Here is a 12,886-nt window from a genome sequence, read left to right as displayed (position 1 = left end):
CCATGGCTATCCGGCATTTCCTCGATCTCTCGGACGCCGGGGGCGATGCCATCGCGGCGATGATCAACGATGCGCAGGACCGCAAGACGGCGCGTGCTGGCTGGCCCAAGGGCCAGGCCGATGCCGATGTGCCGCTCAAGGACCATGTGCTGGCAATGATCTTCGAAAAGAGCTCGACCCGCACCCGCGCCAGCTTCGACATCGCCATCCGCCAGCTCGGAGGAAGCGCAATGGTGATGGAAGCGGGTTCGATGCAGCTGGGGCGCGGTGAGAGCATCGCCGACACAGCGCGCGTGCTCAGCCGTATGGTCGATGCGATCATGATCCGCACCGACGACCATGCCAAGATCGAGGAAATGGCGCGCCACGCAACAGTGCCGGTCATCAACGGTCTCACCGATGCTTCGCATCCGTGCCAGATCGTGGCTGACCTCCTTACCGTGATCGATCACGGCAAGGCGCTGCCGGGGCTCGAAGTCGCATGGCTCGGCGATGGCAACAATGTGCTCCACTCGATCCTCGAGGCCGCCGGGCTAATGAAGTTCAACGTCCGGGTCGGAGTGCCACAGGGTTATGAGCCCGAGCAGCGCTTTGTTGATATGGCGCGTGCAGGGGGTGCGACCGTGACCCTTACGCAAGACGCTGCCGAGGCTGCCCGCGGGGCCGATGTCATCGTCACCGATACCTGGGTCTCGATGGGGCAGGAGCATGCGCACAACAAGCTGGCGGCCATGGCACCGTTCCAGGTGAATGATGCGCTGATGGCACTGGCGAAGCCCGATGCAATCTTCCTCCACTGCCTGCCCGCGCATGTTGGCGAGGAAGTGACGGAAAGCGTGATCGAAGGGCCGCAATCGGTGGTGTTCGACGAAGCCGAGAACCGCATCCACGGGCAGAAATCGGTGCTGCTGTGGGCTTTCGGCAAACTCTGATCCGGCGCTGCCTCTTCCTTTCGGGCGCATTCGGCCCATATTGCCCGCGATGAGCGACTATCTGATCGATGACGGCGAAACCCACGAGGATCGCCTGTTCACATTTTCCATCCCCGGCCGGCATGCGCGTGGGCGCGTGGTTCGCCTCGATCGTGTGCTTGACGAAGTCCTGTCGGCGCACGACTATCCGCCGGCGATCACGCACTTGCTGGCTGAAGCCTTGGTGGTGGCAACGCTGGTCGGTGGATTGCTCAAGCAAGACGACGGCCAGTTGACCATGCAGGCGCAGACGAAGGGTGGCATCATCAAGCTTCTGGTCTGCGACTACAAGGCGGGCGCGGTGCGCGGCTATGTCGATTTCGATCGCGAGCGGTTGGCCGATGTAGGGGCCAATCCCGGGCTCACGACGCTGTTCGGGGAAGGCTATCTCGCGGTGACCTTTGACATGAAGGGCAAGGACGGGCGCTACCAGGGCGTAGTCCCACTGGAAGGCGAGAACCTTGCGCAAGCGTGCGAGAGCTACTTCGCGCAGTCGGAACAGGTGCCGACTCTTATACGGGTGGCTGTGCGTTCCGGGGCCGAAGGCTGCTCTGCGGCGGGTCTGCTGGTCCAGCACTTGCCCGATGGCGAGGAAGGGCGTGAGCGCTTGCATGTCCGGCTTGACCATCCCGAGTGGGAACATGTGGCAGTCATGGCGGGCAGCATCCGCCACGAAGAACTGCTCGACGAAGCGCTAACTATGGAGGCGCTGGTATGGCGGCTGTTCCATGAGGAAGATGAGGTCCGAATAGAGCAAGGTGCGCAATTGACGCGCGGTTGTCGCTGCTCCGTAGAGCATTACGAATCCGTTCTCGGTCGATTCCCGGAAGCCGAACGCGCCGAAATGCGCGACGAGAGCGGGAATATTCTCGTCGATTGCGCCTTCTGTTCGCGGCAATTCGCCATTGCGCTCTAGCGAGGGCACCTTCCTGTTCACTTTCCATCAAAGCATGTATGCCTATTGCGCAGACATAAGGTCGCCAGGCGGAGGACAGGAATGACGAAAGTTTCCCTCGCCCGGCTGCGATCCACTGTGGTCGCGATGGGCATTGCTATGATCGCGCTGACTGTGCCGACTGCGGCGCAATCGCCATCGCTCGCCATGCTGGACAAGCTCCAGCCCGGGCAGTGGGAGATTCGCTATCGCGATGACCAGCCCTCCACACGCCTGTGCGTGAAGAATGGGCGGGACCTGATCCAGCTGCGGCACAAGCAGGCCGGCTGCAACCGGTTCGTAGTGGAAGATGCGGCAAGCGAGGTGACCGTACAGTACACCTGCAAAGGCAATGGCTATGGCCGCACCAGCATCAGGCGCGAGAGTAGCACGCTGGTGCAGCTCGAATCGCAGGGGATTGAGGGAGGCTTGCCCTTTTCCTTCACTGCGGAAGGCCGCCGCGTCGGGGCCTGCCCCTGAAACCACGCCAGGCGAATTTGGGCTTGGGGTGCAAGGGTACATGCGCTAGCCCGAAGCTATGACGTCTGCTTCGCCCAAGGCCGCCGCGATCCTTTTGTCCGGTGGCCTCGACTCCATGGTCACCGCCGCTATCGCGCAGGAGCAGGGCTATGCCGTGCACGCGCTGACGATCGACTATGGCCAGCGGCATCGGATCGAACTGGAAGCGGCACAAACCATAGCGGAAGAGCTCGGGGTCGCCCGCCATGTCCAGATTGCAGCCGACTTGCGCGCGCTGGGCGGTTCTGCGCTGACTGACGATATCGACGTGCCCAAGGGCGGCGTTGGGACGGATATCCCGGTGACCTATGTGCCGGCGCGCAACCTCGTGTTCCTGTCGCTGACGACGGCCTTTGCCGAGGCTTCGGGGGCGCGTGACATTTTCATCGGGGTCAATGCGCTCGACTATTCGGGCTATCCCGATTGCCGGCCGGAATTCATCGAGAGCTTTGCGGCCACCGCCAATCTCGCCACCAAGGCCGGAGTGGAGGAAGGCGCGCCGTTCCGTATCCATGCCCCGCTGCAGCATATGAGCAAGGCAGATATCGCGTGTGAAGCGAATCGGTTAGGACTGGATTCAGCCTGGAGCTGGTCATGCTACGATCCGTTGCCATCGGGGCAGCCATGCGGTGCCTGTGATAGCTGCCGGCTCAGGCGCAAGGGTTTCGCCGAGGCGGGGCTGCAGGACGGATTGCAATACCCGGCAGATGCGCCGCCGGTCTAAAAAGTGTTTAGGGGAGAGAGAGCGTGAGTGAGGCAACCGACCAGGCTGTGCCGGATCAAGCGGCAGCTGCCGATCCGAAGGTCCCAGCCTATAGCTGGTACGCGCTGACGATCCTGGTGATCATCTACGTCCTCAATTTCGTCGACCGGAACATCATCTCGATCCTGGCCGAGGACATCAAGGCCGACCTTGGCCTGCGCGATGACCAGATCGGCTTTCTCTACGGCACGGCATTCGGTGTGTTCTACGCGCTGTTCGGGATCCCGCTCGGCAAGCTGGCCGATAGCTGGCACCGGGTGCGACTGATGACTGCAGGCCTGGCGATCTGGTCTGCTTTCACTGCGCTGTCAGGCTTTGCCAAGAACTTCGCTACTCTCAGTGTTGCCCGCATTGGCGTAGGAGTTGGGGAAGCAACCGCCAGCCCAAGTGCCTATTCGCTCATTTCCGACTGGTTTCCGAAGAAGATGCGCGCCACCGCGCTCGCGATCTATGCCTCCGGTCTCTATATCGGCGGTGGTGTGTCGCTCCTGATCGGCGGCGCCATTGTCGAGCGCTGGAACGCTGCCTATCCGGTCGATGCGCCAATGGGCCTGGCCGGATGGCAGGCGGCCTTCATCATCGTCGGTCTGCCCGGACTGCTGCTGGCTTGCCTTGTCTTCACCCTGCGCGAGCCATTACGCGGCGAGAGTGAGGGTATTATCACCCCACCTCCGAAGGACCCATTCCGGGGGTTCTTGCGCGAACTGGTCGCGGTTATCCCACCTTTCACTTTGATCGGTGCTTCGAAGGCAGGCAGCCGGGGGCTCTTGCTAAACCTTGCGGGGGCGCTCGTTATTGGTGGCATCGCCTACGTCATGGCGCTGGTCACTGAGAACTACCAGCAATGGGGGGCTATCGGGATTGGCTACTACGCGATCTTCTCGTGGGCCAGTACGCTGGAGCGGCGCGATGCGCCCACGTTCAGGTTGATCTGGGGCACACCGGCATTCCTGACGACCATCCTTGGTTACGGCATGGTCGCTTTCATGTCCTACGCAGCCTCGTTCTGGGCAGCGCCCTATGCCATCCGCATCCTGGAAGAGGCGCCATCCACAGCTGGCTGGTGGATTGGCGGGCCGGGGGCCCTCGGCGGCTTCCTGGGAGTAATCGGCGGCGGTCGCGCCGCAGACTGGCTACGTGAGCGCAATCCGGCGGGCAGGCTGATTGTGGTAGCGTTCGGCCTTGTGGCAGCGGCGCCTTTCCTGTTCGTGATGTTTACCACACAGGACACGACAACCTTCTATGTCGCGGCATTCCTGCAGTCTCTGTTCGCGAGCTCTGCGCTGGGCGGGGCGGCTGCGACCACGCAGGACCTGGTCCTACCTCGCATGCGCGGAACAGCCACGGCCACGTTCTTCCTAGCGACGACGCTCGTCGGTCTGGCGCTGGGACCCTACATGGCAGGCCAGGTCTCGACCATGACCGGCAGTCTTTCTACCGGTGGGCTCAGCCTACTGGTGGCAGTGCCGATCGGGCTGATTCTGTTGATCGTGGCCTATCGAACGGTGCCGGCAGCCGAGCAGACCTTGCTAGCCAGAGCCCGCGAAGCCGGTGAAGAGCTGGAGGACTGACTCCGGCTACCCCAGGGCTAGCGCGTAAGCACGCCGCAAGCGACGCGCTTGCCGGCATTGCCGGAAGGTTCGCTGGTGCCGTCGTCAGGGTCGGCGTGGATAACCACGGCAGTGCCATCGGCATCGAACAACGCGGCCAGGATGTCGGCGCGCGATCCTCGCAGTGTCACGCGAGCGGTGGCCGTTCCAGACGATGATGCGACAAGGTTGGGCAGATCGCCCATATGGCTGCCATCGTCGTCCTCGAGTCCATGTCCCTCACCGGTCGGATTGAGATGGCCTCCGGCAGAGGTGAAGTCGGGCCGGGTGCAGGTGCCGGTCGTATGGAGATGGAAGCCGTGTGCGCCTTCGGAGATGCCAGCCACGGCAACAGCCAGAGTGACGGTATCGCCGCTGGCTACCAGCTGTGCGGTGCCGGCGGGAACGCCATTGGCAAGAGTCAGCCGCGCATCGGCGAGCTGTTCGGTCGGGAGGTCGCCGACCGACTGGCAGGCGGCGAGGAGCAGGGATGCGCCCATCAAGGCAATCGGGGTCTTCATGTCTAAGGGTCTCCGCAATGAGTATCTGACCCCATAACGAAAAAGGGGCCGGATTGCTCCGGCCCCTCTTCGTGTTTGTCGGAAAATCCGAACTTACATGCCCGAACCCGGACCGTAAGTGATTTCCACGCGACGGTTCTGCAGTTCGCGAACACCGTCTGCGGTCGGGACGCGGTTCTGTGTTTCGCCGAAGGCTTCCGACGAGATCCGCGCATCCGGGATACCGCGACCGTTGAGGTACTCGCGTACCGAGGTATTGCGGCGTTCCGAAAGACCGACGTTGTAGGTAGCCGAGCCCGAACGGTCGGCGTGACCGGCCAGCATGACCGAAGCCGTACCGCAGTTGGCGTAGGCAGCCACTGCGTTGTTCAGGATGGTCGCAGCTTCCGGCGTGATGTCCGACTGATCCCATTCGAAGAACACGATGTAGGGACCGGTGTTGCACGGCGGCGGCGGCGGCGGCGGAGGCGGCGGCGGCGGCGGCGTAGGAGCGGTCGGCGGCGGCGGCGGCGGCGGCGGCGGAGGCGGCGGTGCCGGCGGTTCGCCGAAGTTGTAGGTCAGCGTTCCGAGCAGCGAGTGCGAACGGAAGTTGTCGTCAACCAGGCGACCGGCACGATCGATCAGCTCGACGCTGTCGACATTGAACATGCGGTACTTGAGGCCAACGTCCCACTTGTCGTTCAGCGGAGCGCGGATACCACCGATGAGCTGCCAGGCGAAGCCGCTGTCCGAATCGTCGAGACCCGGAGCGGAGTTCGGGTTGGTGCTGGCAGTGATCGAGGTGCGAGCAACACCGACACCACCGCCGATGAAGCCCTGCAGGCCATCGTCGGGACCGAAGTCGGCCATGGCGTTGACCATGAAGCTCAGCGCGCTGACGTCACCACCACCCGGGAACTTGCCGGTCGGGGCGCCACGGACGCCGCCGTTCGGGAAGCCACCGAGGCCAACGGCGATTTCATCGACATTGGCTTCGCGATAGCTGGCTTCCGCTTCGAGGCGGACTGCGCCGAAGTCGTAACCAACAATACCGCCGAAGTCGAAGCCTTCGTCGGTTCCAATGGTCAGGTCGTCTGCGACAGTGTTGATATTGAGATCGATGTCTTCGACGACCATTACACCGCCGTCTACCTCGACATACCAAGCATCGTCACGAGCGAGGGCCGGCGATGCAAGGGCCGTGGAGGCCATCGCCATTCCGATGACGAGTTTCCTCATTATGTAATTCCCCTTTTAAGCGAATTGGAGCCACCAAGAGACTCCCATCTAACTTTTCCCCCCGTTAGTGGCAAGCTGACAAACACATCAATCTGTTGCAAGAATGCCGCATTTCCGGAGGCTCGCAAATTTTCTTTGCGTAATTTGCAATGTGTAGCTGCGGAATCCGTTCCGAATCCATTGCTTAGCCGGTTACGGACCCACGACTCCTGCTGCAGTCAGTGCAGCAATTATTTCATCAATTGCGAGCCGCGCTTCGGCATCGATCGTCGCTCCCCCGGCAGGTGCGCCAGGCCGCACGGGAACGTTCCAGCCGCTGGCATGGAAATGGAACTGCGAGGTATCGGCGTTCCAGCACAGCATGCCGTCACGTGGTTCCAGGAATAGCCAATCGTTGGCGAACCATGCGGCAATCCTCTCAGCCTGACCTTGCCAACTGCCGGTCGGACTTGACCCGACCAGCCAGCATTCACCCTCCACAGGCGATTGCGGCGGGTCATTGCTTTGTCCGGAAACCGCCAGATGAAGCAGAGCGTCAAGCCGGCCAAGGGCTTCGTTGACGATGGGCTCCTTCTGAGCCTGCGCCGCGAACAGCAGCGGCAACGCGTGGCGCGGCGAATTGCTCTGATAGGTTACGGGGTCTGCCATTTGGGAGTCCTCTTGCAGGTTGGAAGGTCAGGGAAGCTGAGCGAGCAGCACCGGGTCGGAAAGCGCGTGCCGTCCGATCTGCCGGACCCACAAGGCCTGCCCTGCTGCATCTGCCAGCAAGAGGCTGTATTCACTCGCTGAAAGTTCGATCCTTGGGGCTGATACCTGCCAACTGCGGGTCGGGACGGACACAGGCCCCGCGCCGACCAGGTAGGCTTCTGTTTCTTCCACCAATGGCACTTCGACAGCGTCTGGCCACAGCCAGCCGCCCCGGCTTCGGCGGATCCAGCACCAGACTCTTTCGCCCGCCGCCCCGATTCGGGCGCGCGGGTGTACCGGTGGCGGAGGGATGATGCTCGAGCCCGCATTTCGCAGGTCGGCGTAGATGGGTGCGTCGTCGCCCAAGCCGAGTGTGGCGATCCTTGTCACCGGAGCATTGCCGGATTGGCCTGCGGTTCATCCGGTCGCTTGCGAGCCCCAACACAAACGGGCGACGCTGCATCCTGCAGGGCCGCCCGTGTCGAATCGGTATATCGCGATGTTCCGTTTCTCTAACCAAAGAGCGTGACGATGTCAATAGAAAAGTGCCAAATAGGTTAGTTTGTTTGGTGCTTGCGTGCCGCTGCCGCCTCCCCTAATCGCTGCGTTCCACTTTGGGGAACACGTCTCACATGGTCATGAAACCGCTGCGCGGGCTGTATGAATGGACGCTGGAAAAAGCCGCGCATCCGGCGGCGCAGTGGTGGCTGGCGTTCTTCTGCTTCATCGAAGCGAGCTTCTTCCCGATCCCGCCGCACCCGCTGCTGGGGCTGATGTGCCTGGCCGAGCCGAAGAAGGCGCTGCGGTTCGGCATCATCGCCACCCTCAGCTCGGTTGTCGGCGGGCTGTTTGGGTACTTCATCGGCTGGGCGCTGTTCGACACGGTCGGCGTGCCGCTGCTCAAGGCGATCGGCCTTTATGACGCGCTTCCCGCCGCGCAATGCACCTTCGACGAATATGGCGTGGCTGCGGTGATCATCGCCGGGGCGACCCCGGTACCGTTCAAGCTGCTGACTATCACCGCCGGATTCCTGGGTATGGCGCTGGTGCCGTTCATCCTGGCCAGTCTCGCCGGGCGCGGGGCGATCTTCTTCACCGTCGGCTTGCTATTCCGCATCTTCGGCGCGCCCATCAAGGCTTTCATCGACAAGTACCTGGGCTGGGTGACGACCGTCTTCGTGGTGCTGGTGGTGGGCGGGATCCTCGCCATCACCCAGCTCGGCGGTAGGGGCGAGAAGGAAGACCCGTGCGCCGGTGCGCCCACCGAGAGCGTGACGGACGCGGGCTAGGCCTGCTCGATCAAGTCCAGTCCGCCAGCCGGGCGCGGTCGGTGACTGTGATCCTGCGGTAGCCGCGGGTGATGCAGCCCGCCGCTTCCAGTTCCTTGAGCGCGCCATTGGCGGTGACGCGGGTGACGCCGGCCAAGTCGCCCAGCTCCTGTTGCCCGAGCGTGATGACCGGGCCGGTGGCCGAGAGGTTGCGCAGCAAATGTGCGATCCGGTTAAGCCCGGTGCCCCCGTGCTGTCCGGCGACCAGGTCGATCATCTCCTGTAGTTCCTCCGCCAGACCGCCGAGCAAGCGGCGCATGGCCTCAGGACTGCGGGCGAGAAGCGCTTCGTAACGCGCGCCTTCGATCCAGCGGACGGTGCTGGCGGTCTTGGCCACCGCGTCTACAACCCGCGCGCGACCGGCAAGCCACGCCAGCTCGCCATAGGAATCGCCCGGTTGCAAATGCGCGACAGCGCGGAAGTCGCCATCGGGCAGATATTGCCCGACCACCACTGCGCCGCTCTCGATCAGCCAGAAACCGTTCGATTCCTCGCCGCGCTGCTGGATCAGCTGCCCTGAGGCGAAGCGGCGCAACGGGGCAGCTTCGCGCAGCTCGGCCTGCAGCTCAGGCTCGAGCAAGCCGAACAACGTCGGCGAGGCCAGTGAGCGTCCTTGGCGGGGAGTTTCCAATTGTTCAATATTTGACATTCTTGGAGGTGATAGCTCGCTATGCCGCTTGCAACAAGGGAGTGGATCATGCCGACATCGACCATCGCCGTCCTCGCCATCTACATCGGCTTCGGCCTGCTGGAACTGTGGCGTTCGAACCTGTTCACCAAGGGAGAGCAGACGCGGGACGACGGGATTGTCGAAGGCGTCAGCATGACCATGCTGCTGGCCGTCACCCAACCCGGCATCGTGTTCCTCTCCGCCGCGATCATGGCAGCGATCGCACCGGGTCTCGAAGGGGCGCTGACCAATCTCAACGTCTTTGCAGCGATCGCACTTTTCCTGGTCCTGGAGGACATGACGCAATACTGGTGGCACCGCGCCAGCCACACCTTCCCATGGCTCTACAATCTCCACCGCGCGCATCACAACGCCAAGTACATGAGTGTGCGGCTCGTCTACCGGAACAACATCATTTACTACATGATGATGCCCGGATTGTGGACCGCAGGCGCACTGCTCTACATGGGTCTCGGGTGGGTGTATGCGGGCTATCTGGTGGTCAAGATGGCGGTCATTATCGGCGCGCATTCGGACGTCGCTTGGGACAAACCGCTGTACCGGATCAAGTGGTTGAGCCCCGTGATGTGGGTGGTCGAGCGCACGATCTCGACGCCGAGCACGCACCATGCACACCACGGCCGCCATGCCAACGATCCCGCAACACACTACAAGGGCAACTACGGCAACTTGCTGTTCTTCTGGGACGTGCTGTTCGGCACCGCCAAGATCACCCGCAGCTATCCAGAAAGCTATGGCGTCGAGAACCTCGCTCCAGCAACGCTCGGCCAGCAGCTGCTGTGGCCGATCTTCCCGGAGAACAAGGAAGAGACGATCGCTTCACCGGTTGGAGAGGGGGCAGCACAAGAGGCTGCCTGACAGAGCGAGCGGGCCGCGCATCACCTCCTTGCGCTGCCCGCTCGACTTTATGTCTTGATCGCGTCACACAATCGGGCAATCGCGAGCCACCTACCGTGGAGCCGCGATGCCTGAGCCAACTCTTTCCCGAAAACTCTCTGCCGAGGGGATCGGCAGCTTCTTCCTGTTTGCAGGAGTCATCGGCTCCGGCGTGATGGCGGAACAACTGGCCGGCGGAAACGTGGCGTTGGCGTTGCTGGCCAATACCATCGCCACCGGCGCGATCCTCTATGTTCTGATCGCCATGCTTGGCCCGATTTCAGGCGCGCATTTCAACCCGGCGGTGACCTTCGCGTTCCTGCTGCGCAAGCAGATCGGCGCGCGTGAGGCTGGGTTGTACATCGCCACGCAGGTCGCAATCGGTTCGCTCGGCGCGCTGGCCGTCCATCTGATGTTCGATCTCGAAATCCTGCAATTCTCGACCAAGGCACGCGCCGGCATTGGCCAATGGACCGGCGAACTGATCGCGACTCTCGGGCTGGTGCTGACGATCCTGCTGCTGCTCAGGCATCGCGCCGAAGCGATTCCGGCGGGCGTTGCGCTGTACATCACCAGCGCTTACTGGTTCACGTCCTCGACCAGTTTCGCCAATCCCGCGATTACCGTTGTTCGCTCGCTCAGCGATACCTTCGCCGGGATCGCCCCCGCCGATGTGCCGATGTTCGTTGTGGCGCAGTTTGTCGGGGCTGCCATCGCGACGAGGCTGGCGGCATGGTTGCTCGCGCAGCCGAAAAACTAATGCGCCAGCGGGTCGTCCAAGTCTTCGGGGTCGACCGTGGCGAAACCATAGACCTCCAGCACCAGCGGTGCCATGTGATAGCGGGTGTGGCCGGGGAAGGCCTCGCCGGTCAGCCTCACGGTCTTGCCCTCGGCGCGCCGCATCAGCTCTTCGACATCGCCAAGCTCGGTATAGGCATGGACCCGACCGAATTTGTGCATCACTCCATCGCTGTCGAAGAAGCATTCCTGCCATGGCAGGGTGAGGATGAGGAAGCGATGCTCAAACTCTTCGCTGCCCCCGTCGGCAGTGCCCCGCGTCAGAGTGACGCTGCCTGAACTCAATTCGCCTTCAAGCGTGAGCTCACCGCTGATGTCGAGGCACGCCGGTGCTGTTTCCGTTTCCTCCGCCGCCACGGTGTCACCCGACACCAGGAACAGCGCCAGCGGGGCGAGCACGCCCAGCATCAGATGATCCCGGTCGCCTTGCCGGCGCGCTCGAACATGCCGAGGATGGTCTGCACTTCCTCTTCGCTATGCTCGGCGCACAGCGAACAGCGCAGCAGCGTCATGTTGGCGGGCGTCGCCGGCGGGCGCGCGAGGTTGACGTAAAGCCCTTCCTTCAGCAGCGCTTCCCACATCGCCGCACCTTTCTGCAGGTCCGGCATGATGACAGCGACAATCGCGCTCTGCGGTTCCTTCGTGCCGAGCTCGAAGCCGAGATCGGTCAGCCCCTTGTGCAGGGTCTTGGAATTCTCCCACAGATGCGCGCGCTTGTTGGAGCCGTGCATGAGCTTGCGGATCGAGGTCGCCGCCGTCGCCACCACGCTGGGCGGGAGCGACGCGGTGAAGACATAGGGCCGGCACACCAGCCGCATGATCTCGAACTTGGGATGGTTGGAGACGCAGAAGCCGCCGACCGTGCCGACGCTCTTGGAGAAAGTGCCGATGATGAAATCGCACTGGTCGACGATCCCGGCCTGCTCGCACACACCGCGGCCATGCTCACCGATGAAGCCCATCGAATGCGCTTCGTCGACCAGCACCATGGCACCGTATTTCTTGGAGATCTCGACCATCTCCTTGAGCGGGGCGATATCGCCGAGCATGGAATAGACGCCTTCCAGCACAACCAGCTTGCCCGCGCCCTCCGGAATTCGCCTGAGGCGCTTTTCCAAGGCTTCGATATCGTTGTGCTTGAACGGCACGACTTCGGCATTGCCCATCGCGCAGCCATCCCAGATCGACGCATGGCTATCGATGTCGAGGATGATGTAATCGCCCTTGCCGGCGATCGTGCTGATGATCCCGAGATTGGCCTGGTAGCCGGTAGAGAACACCATTGCGTGGTCCATGTCATAGAACTCGCGCAGGGCGTCCTCGCATTCCTTGTGGCCCTGGTAGGTACCGTTGAGTACGCGGCTGCCGGTGGTGCCGCTGCCGAAATCGCGCAGTGCCTGTTCGCCCGCTTCGATCACTTCCGGATCGAAAGTCATGCCCATGTAGTTGTAAGTGCCGAGCAGGATTGTGTCGCGCCCGTTGCAGATGGCCCGGGTCGGCGAGAGCACTTTCTCCATCACCAGGCTGAACGGGTCTTCCTGCCCGCTGGCGAGCAAGCCGCTGCGCAGCGCGATGATGTCGTCGAACTTGGAGAACAGGTCCTTTTCCCCGCCTTCGGTTTCGGCCGGCTGGTCCGGCTGCGAAATGCCTTCGCTCATTATTCGCTCGCCATCTTGGTGACGGCATCCACCAGCTGGCCGTAATTCTCGATCTCGGCCTGCTGGTTCATGGAGATGATGATGTCGAACTCGTCTTCGATCTCGGCCACGAAATCCATCACTGTAAGGCTGTCGAATTCCAGGTCGTTCTGGAAGGTCGAGGCATCGGTGATAGTGACGCCTTTCTTGTTGAAGGGGTCGATGAGAGTGCGAATGCGGCTATCGACGTCGGCGCGATCCATAAAGGGTCTATCCTTGGTTGCGGGCGGGAACCGTCCGGCCCGTGTAGTTGCTGCGCTTGGGAAAGCGGGTTTGCGCTCCGCTTGTCAAGCG

General features: G+C 62.5%; 16 protein-coding genes. 8 read left to right on the top strand and 8 right to left on the bottom strand.

Features of this window, described 5'->3' with window-relative positions; translation table 11 throughout:
* The first annotated feature begins 2 nt into the window (after positions 1-2).
* The 5 genes from argF to QPW08_RS00305 all read left to right on the top strand — a co-directional run bounded on the left by argF (position 3) and on the right by QPW08_RS00305 (position 4,758).
* A complete protein-coding gene (gene argF, locus QPW08_RS00325) occupies positions 3-932 on the top strand; it encodes an ornithine carbamoyltransferase (RefSeq protein ID WP_284123737.1) in 930 nt (309 codons plus the stop codon).
* Positions 933-981: 49 nt separating this feature from the next.
* Complete coding sequence (gene hslO, locus QPW08_RS00320; protein WP_284123736.1) at positions 982-1,887, top strand: Hsp33 family molecular chaperone HslO; 906 nt, start codon at positions 982-984, stop codon at positions 1,885-1,887.
* 81 nt (positions 1,888-1,968) lie between these two features.
* A complete protein-coding gene (locus QPW08_RS00315) occupies positions 1,969-2,385 on the top strand; it encodes a DUF3617 domain-containing protein (RefSeq protein WP_284123735.1) in 417 nt (138 codons plus the stop codon).
* Between the two features lie 58 nt (positions 2,386-2,443).
* The gene (gene queC, locus QPW08_RS00310) at positions 2,444-3,148 is read left to right on the top strand and encodes a 7-cyano-7-deazaguanine synthase QueC (RefSeq protein ID WP_284123734.1); all 705 of its coding nucleotides are present in this window, start codon (positions 2,444-2,446) and stop codon (positions 3,146-3,148) included.
* Positions 3,149-3,171: 23 nt separating this feature from the next.
* A complete protein-coding gene (locus QPW08_RS00305; protein ID WP_284123733.1) occupies positions 3,172-4,758 on the top strand; it encodes a spinster family MFS transporter in 1,587 nt (528 codons plus the stop codon).
* A gap of 17 nt (positions 4,759-4,775) precedes the next feature.
* Here QPW08_RS00305 and QPW08_RS00300 read toward each other — a convergent pair whose 3' ends face one another.
* From QPW08_RS00300 to QPW08_RS00285, 4 genes are all read right to left on the bottom strand, one after another.
* The gene (locus QPW08_RS00300) at positions 4,776-5,297 is read right to left on the bottom strand and encodes a superoxide dismutase family protein (protein WP_284123732.1); all 522 of its coding nucleotides are present in this window, start codon (positions 5,295-5,297) and stop codon (positions 4,776-4,778) included.
* Positions 5,298-5,390: 93 nt separating this feature from the next.
* Positions 5,391-6,515 (bottom strand): OmpA family protein, encoded by a 1,125-nt coding sequence (locus tag QPW08_RS00295; RefSeq protein ID WP_284123731.1) that lies wholly within the window; start codon positions 6,513-6,515, stop codon positions 5,391-5,393.
* Positions 6,516-6,707: 192 nt separating this feature from the next.
* Entirely contained in the window at positions 6,708-7,163 is a 456-nt protein-coding gene (locus QPW08_RS00290) for a DUF2793 domain-containing protein (RefSeq protein ID WP_284123730.1), read from the bottom strand.
* Between the two features lie 27 nt (positions 7,164-7,190).
* Positions 7,191-7,568 (bottom strand): hypothetical protein, encoded by a 378-nt coding sequence (locus QPW08_RS00285; RefSeq protein WP_284123729.1) that lies wholly within the window; start codon positions 7,566-7,568, stop codon positions 7,191-7,193.
* A 266-nt stretch (positions 7,569-7,834) separates the two neighbouring features.
* Here QPW08_RS00285 and QPW08_RS00280 point away from each other — a divergent pair, with 266 nt between their 5' ends.
* Positions 7,835-8,491, top strand: a complete 657-nt coding sequence (locus tag QPW08_RS00280) for a YqaA family protein (RefSeq protein ID WP_284123728.1) — start codon at positions 7,835-7,837, stop codon at positions 8,489-8,491.
* 10 nt (positions 8,492-8,501) lie between these two features.
* Here the strand turns inward: QPW08_RS00280 and QPW08_RS00275 are convergent, their stop codons facing one another.
* The gene (locus QPW08_RS00275) at positions 8,502-9,179 is read right to left on the bottom strand and encodes a Crp/Fnr family transcriptional regulator (RefSeq protein ID WP_284123727.1); all 678 of its coding nucleotides are present in this window, start codon (positions 9,177-9,179) and stop codon (positions 8,502-8,504) included.
* Between the two features lie 48 nt (positions 9,180-9,227).
* Between QPW08_RS00275 and QPW08_RS00270 the strand changes: the two genes are divergently transcribed.
* Together QPW08_RS00270 and QPW08_RS00265 are read left to right on the top strand one after the other, a co-directional pair.
* The gene (locus QPW08_RS00270; RefSeq protein WP_284123726.1) at positions 9,228-10,079 is read left to right on the top strand and encodes a sterol desaturase family protein; all 852 of its coding nucleotides are present in this window, start codon (positions 9,228-9,230) and stop codon (positions 10,077-10,079) included.
* Positions 10,080-10,185: 106 nt separating this feature from the next.
* Complete coding sequence (locus tag QPW08_RS00265) at positions 10,186-10,857, top strand: aquaporin (protein WP_284123725.1); 672 nt, start codon at positions 10,186-10,188, stop codon at positions 10,855-10,857.
* On the opposite strand, the gene QPW08_RS00260 is transcribed toward QPW08_RS00265, so the two are convergent.
* The 3 genes from QPW08_RS00260 to QPW08_RS00250 are packed head-to-tail and all read right to left on the bottom strand — an operon-like array spanning position 10,854 to position 12,795.
* Complete coding sequence (locus QPW08_RS00260; RefSeq protein WP_284123724.1) at positions 10,854-11,303, bottom strand: DUF4431 domain-containing protein; 450 nt, start codon at positions 11,301-11,303, stop codon at positions 10,854-10,856. The two genes, QPW08_RS00265 and QPW08_RS00260, sit on opposite strands and share 4 nt — an antisense overlap.
* Positions 11,303-12,553, bottom strand: a complete 1,251-nt coding sequence (gene spt, locus QPW08_RS00255; RefSeq protein WP_284123723.1) for a serine palmitoyltransferase — start codon at positions 12,551-12,553, stop codon at positions 11,303-11,305. The genes QPW08_RS00260 and spt overlap by 1 nt, the downstream gene beginning before the upstream one ends.
* Entirely contained in the window at positions 12,553-12,795 is a 243-nt protein-coding gene (locus QPW08_RS00250; RefSeq protein WP_284123722.1) for an acyl carrier protein, read from the bottom strand. Before QPW08_RS00250 ends, spt begins: the two co-directional genes overlap by 1 nt.
* Between the last annotated feature and the right edge of the window lie 91 nt (positions 12,796-12,886).

This window comes from Parerythrobacter aestuarii, from assembly GCF_030140925.1.
Taxonomy (GTDB): Bacteria; Pseudomonadota; Alphaproteobacteria; order Sphingomonadales; family Sphingomonadaceae; genus Parerythrobacter; species Parerythrobacter aestuarii.
The sequence above is the reverse complement of the archived record's forward strand: the minus strand, read 5'-3'. Positions and strand labels throughout refer to the sequence as shown.

Excerpts from the sequence above, each read along its gene's own strand:
- QPW08_RS00295 (WP_284123731.1), bottom strand. The coding sequence starts at position 6,515 with ATGAGGAAACTCGTCATCGGAATGGCGATGGCCTCCACGGCCCTTGCA.
- QPW08_RS00270 (WP_284123726.1), top strand. The coding sequence starts at position 9,228 with ATGCCGACATCGACCATCGCCGTCCTCGCCATCTACATCGGCTTCGGC.
- hslO (WP_284123736.1), top strand. The coding sequence starts at position 982 with ATGAGCGACTATCTGATCGATGACGGCGAAACCCACGAGGATCGCCTG.
- QPW08_RS00260 (WP_284123724.1), bottom strand. The coding sequence starts at position 11,303 with ATGCTGGGCGTGCTCGCCCCGCTGGCGCTGTTCCTGGTGTCGGGTGAC.
- QPW08_RS00300 (WP_284123732.1), bottom strand. The coding sequence starts at position 5,297 with ATGAAGACCCCGATTGCCTTGATGGGCGCATCCCTGCTCCTCGCCGCC.
- spt (WP_284123723.1), bottom strand. The coding sequence starts at position 12,553 with ATGAGCGAAGGCATTTCGCAGCCGGACCAGCCGGCCGAAACCGAAGGC.
- queC (WP_284123734.1), top strand. The coding sequence starts at position 2,444 with ATGACGTCTGCTTCGCCCAAGGCCGCCGCGATCCTTTTGTCCGGTGGC.
- QPW08_RS00315 (WP_284123735.1), top strand. The coding sequence starts at position 1,969 with ATGACGAAAGTTTCCCTCGCCCGGCTGCGATCCACTGTGGTCGCGATG.
- QPW08_RS00290 (WP_284123730.1), bottom strand. The coding sequence starts at position 7,163 with ATGGCAGACCCCGTAACCTATCAGAGCAATTCGCCGCGCCACGCGTTG.
- QPW08_RS00280 (WP_284123728.1), top strand. The coding sequence starts at position 7,835 with ATGGTCATGAAACCGCTGCGCGGGCTGTATGAATGGACGCTGGAAAAA.
- QPW08_RS00265 (WP_284123725.1), top strand. The coding sequence starts at position 10,186 with ATGCCTGAGCCAACTCTTTCCCGAAAACTCTCTGCCGAGGGGATCGGC.
- argF (WP_284123737.1), top strand. The coding sequence starts at position 3 with ATGGCTATCCGGCATTTCCTCGATCTCTCGGACGCCGGGGGCGATGCC.
- QPW08_RS00275 (WP_284123727.1), bottom strand. The coding sequence starts at position 9,179 with ATGTCAAATATTGAACAATTGGAAACTCCCCGCCAAGGACGCTCACTG.
- QPW08_RS00250 (WP_284123722.1), bottom strand. The coding sequence starts at position 12,795 with ATGGATCGCGCCGACGTCGATAGCCGCATTCGCACTCTCATCGACCCC.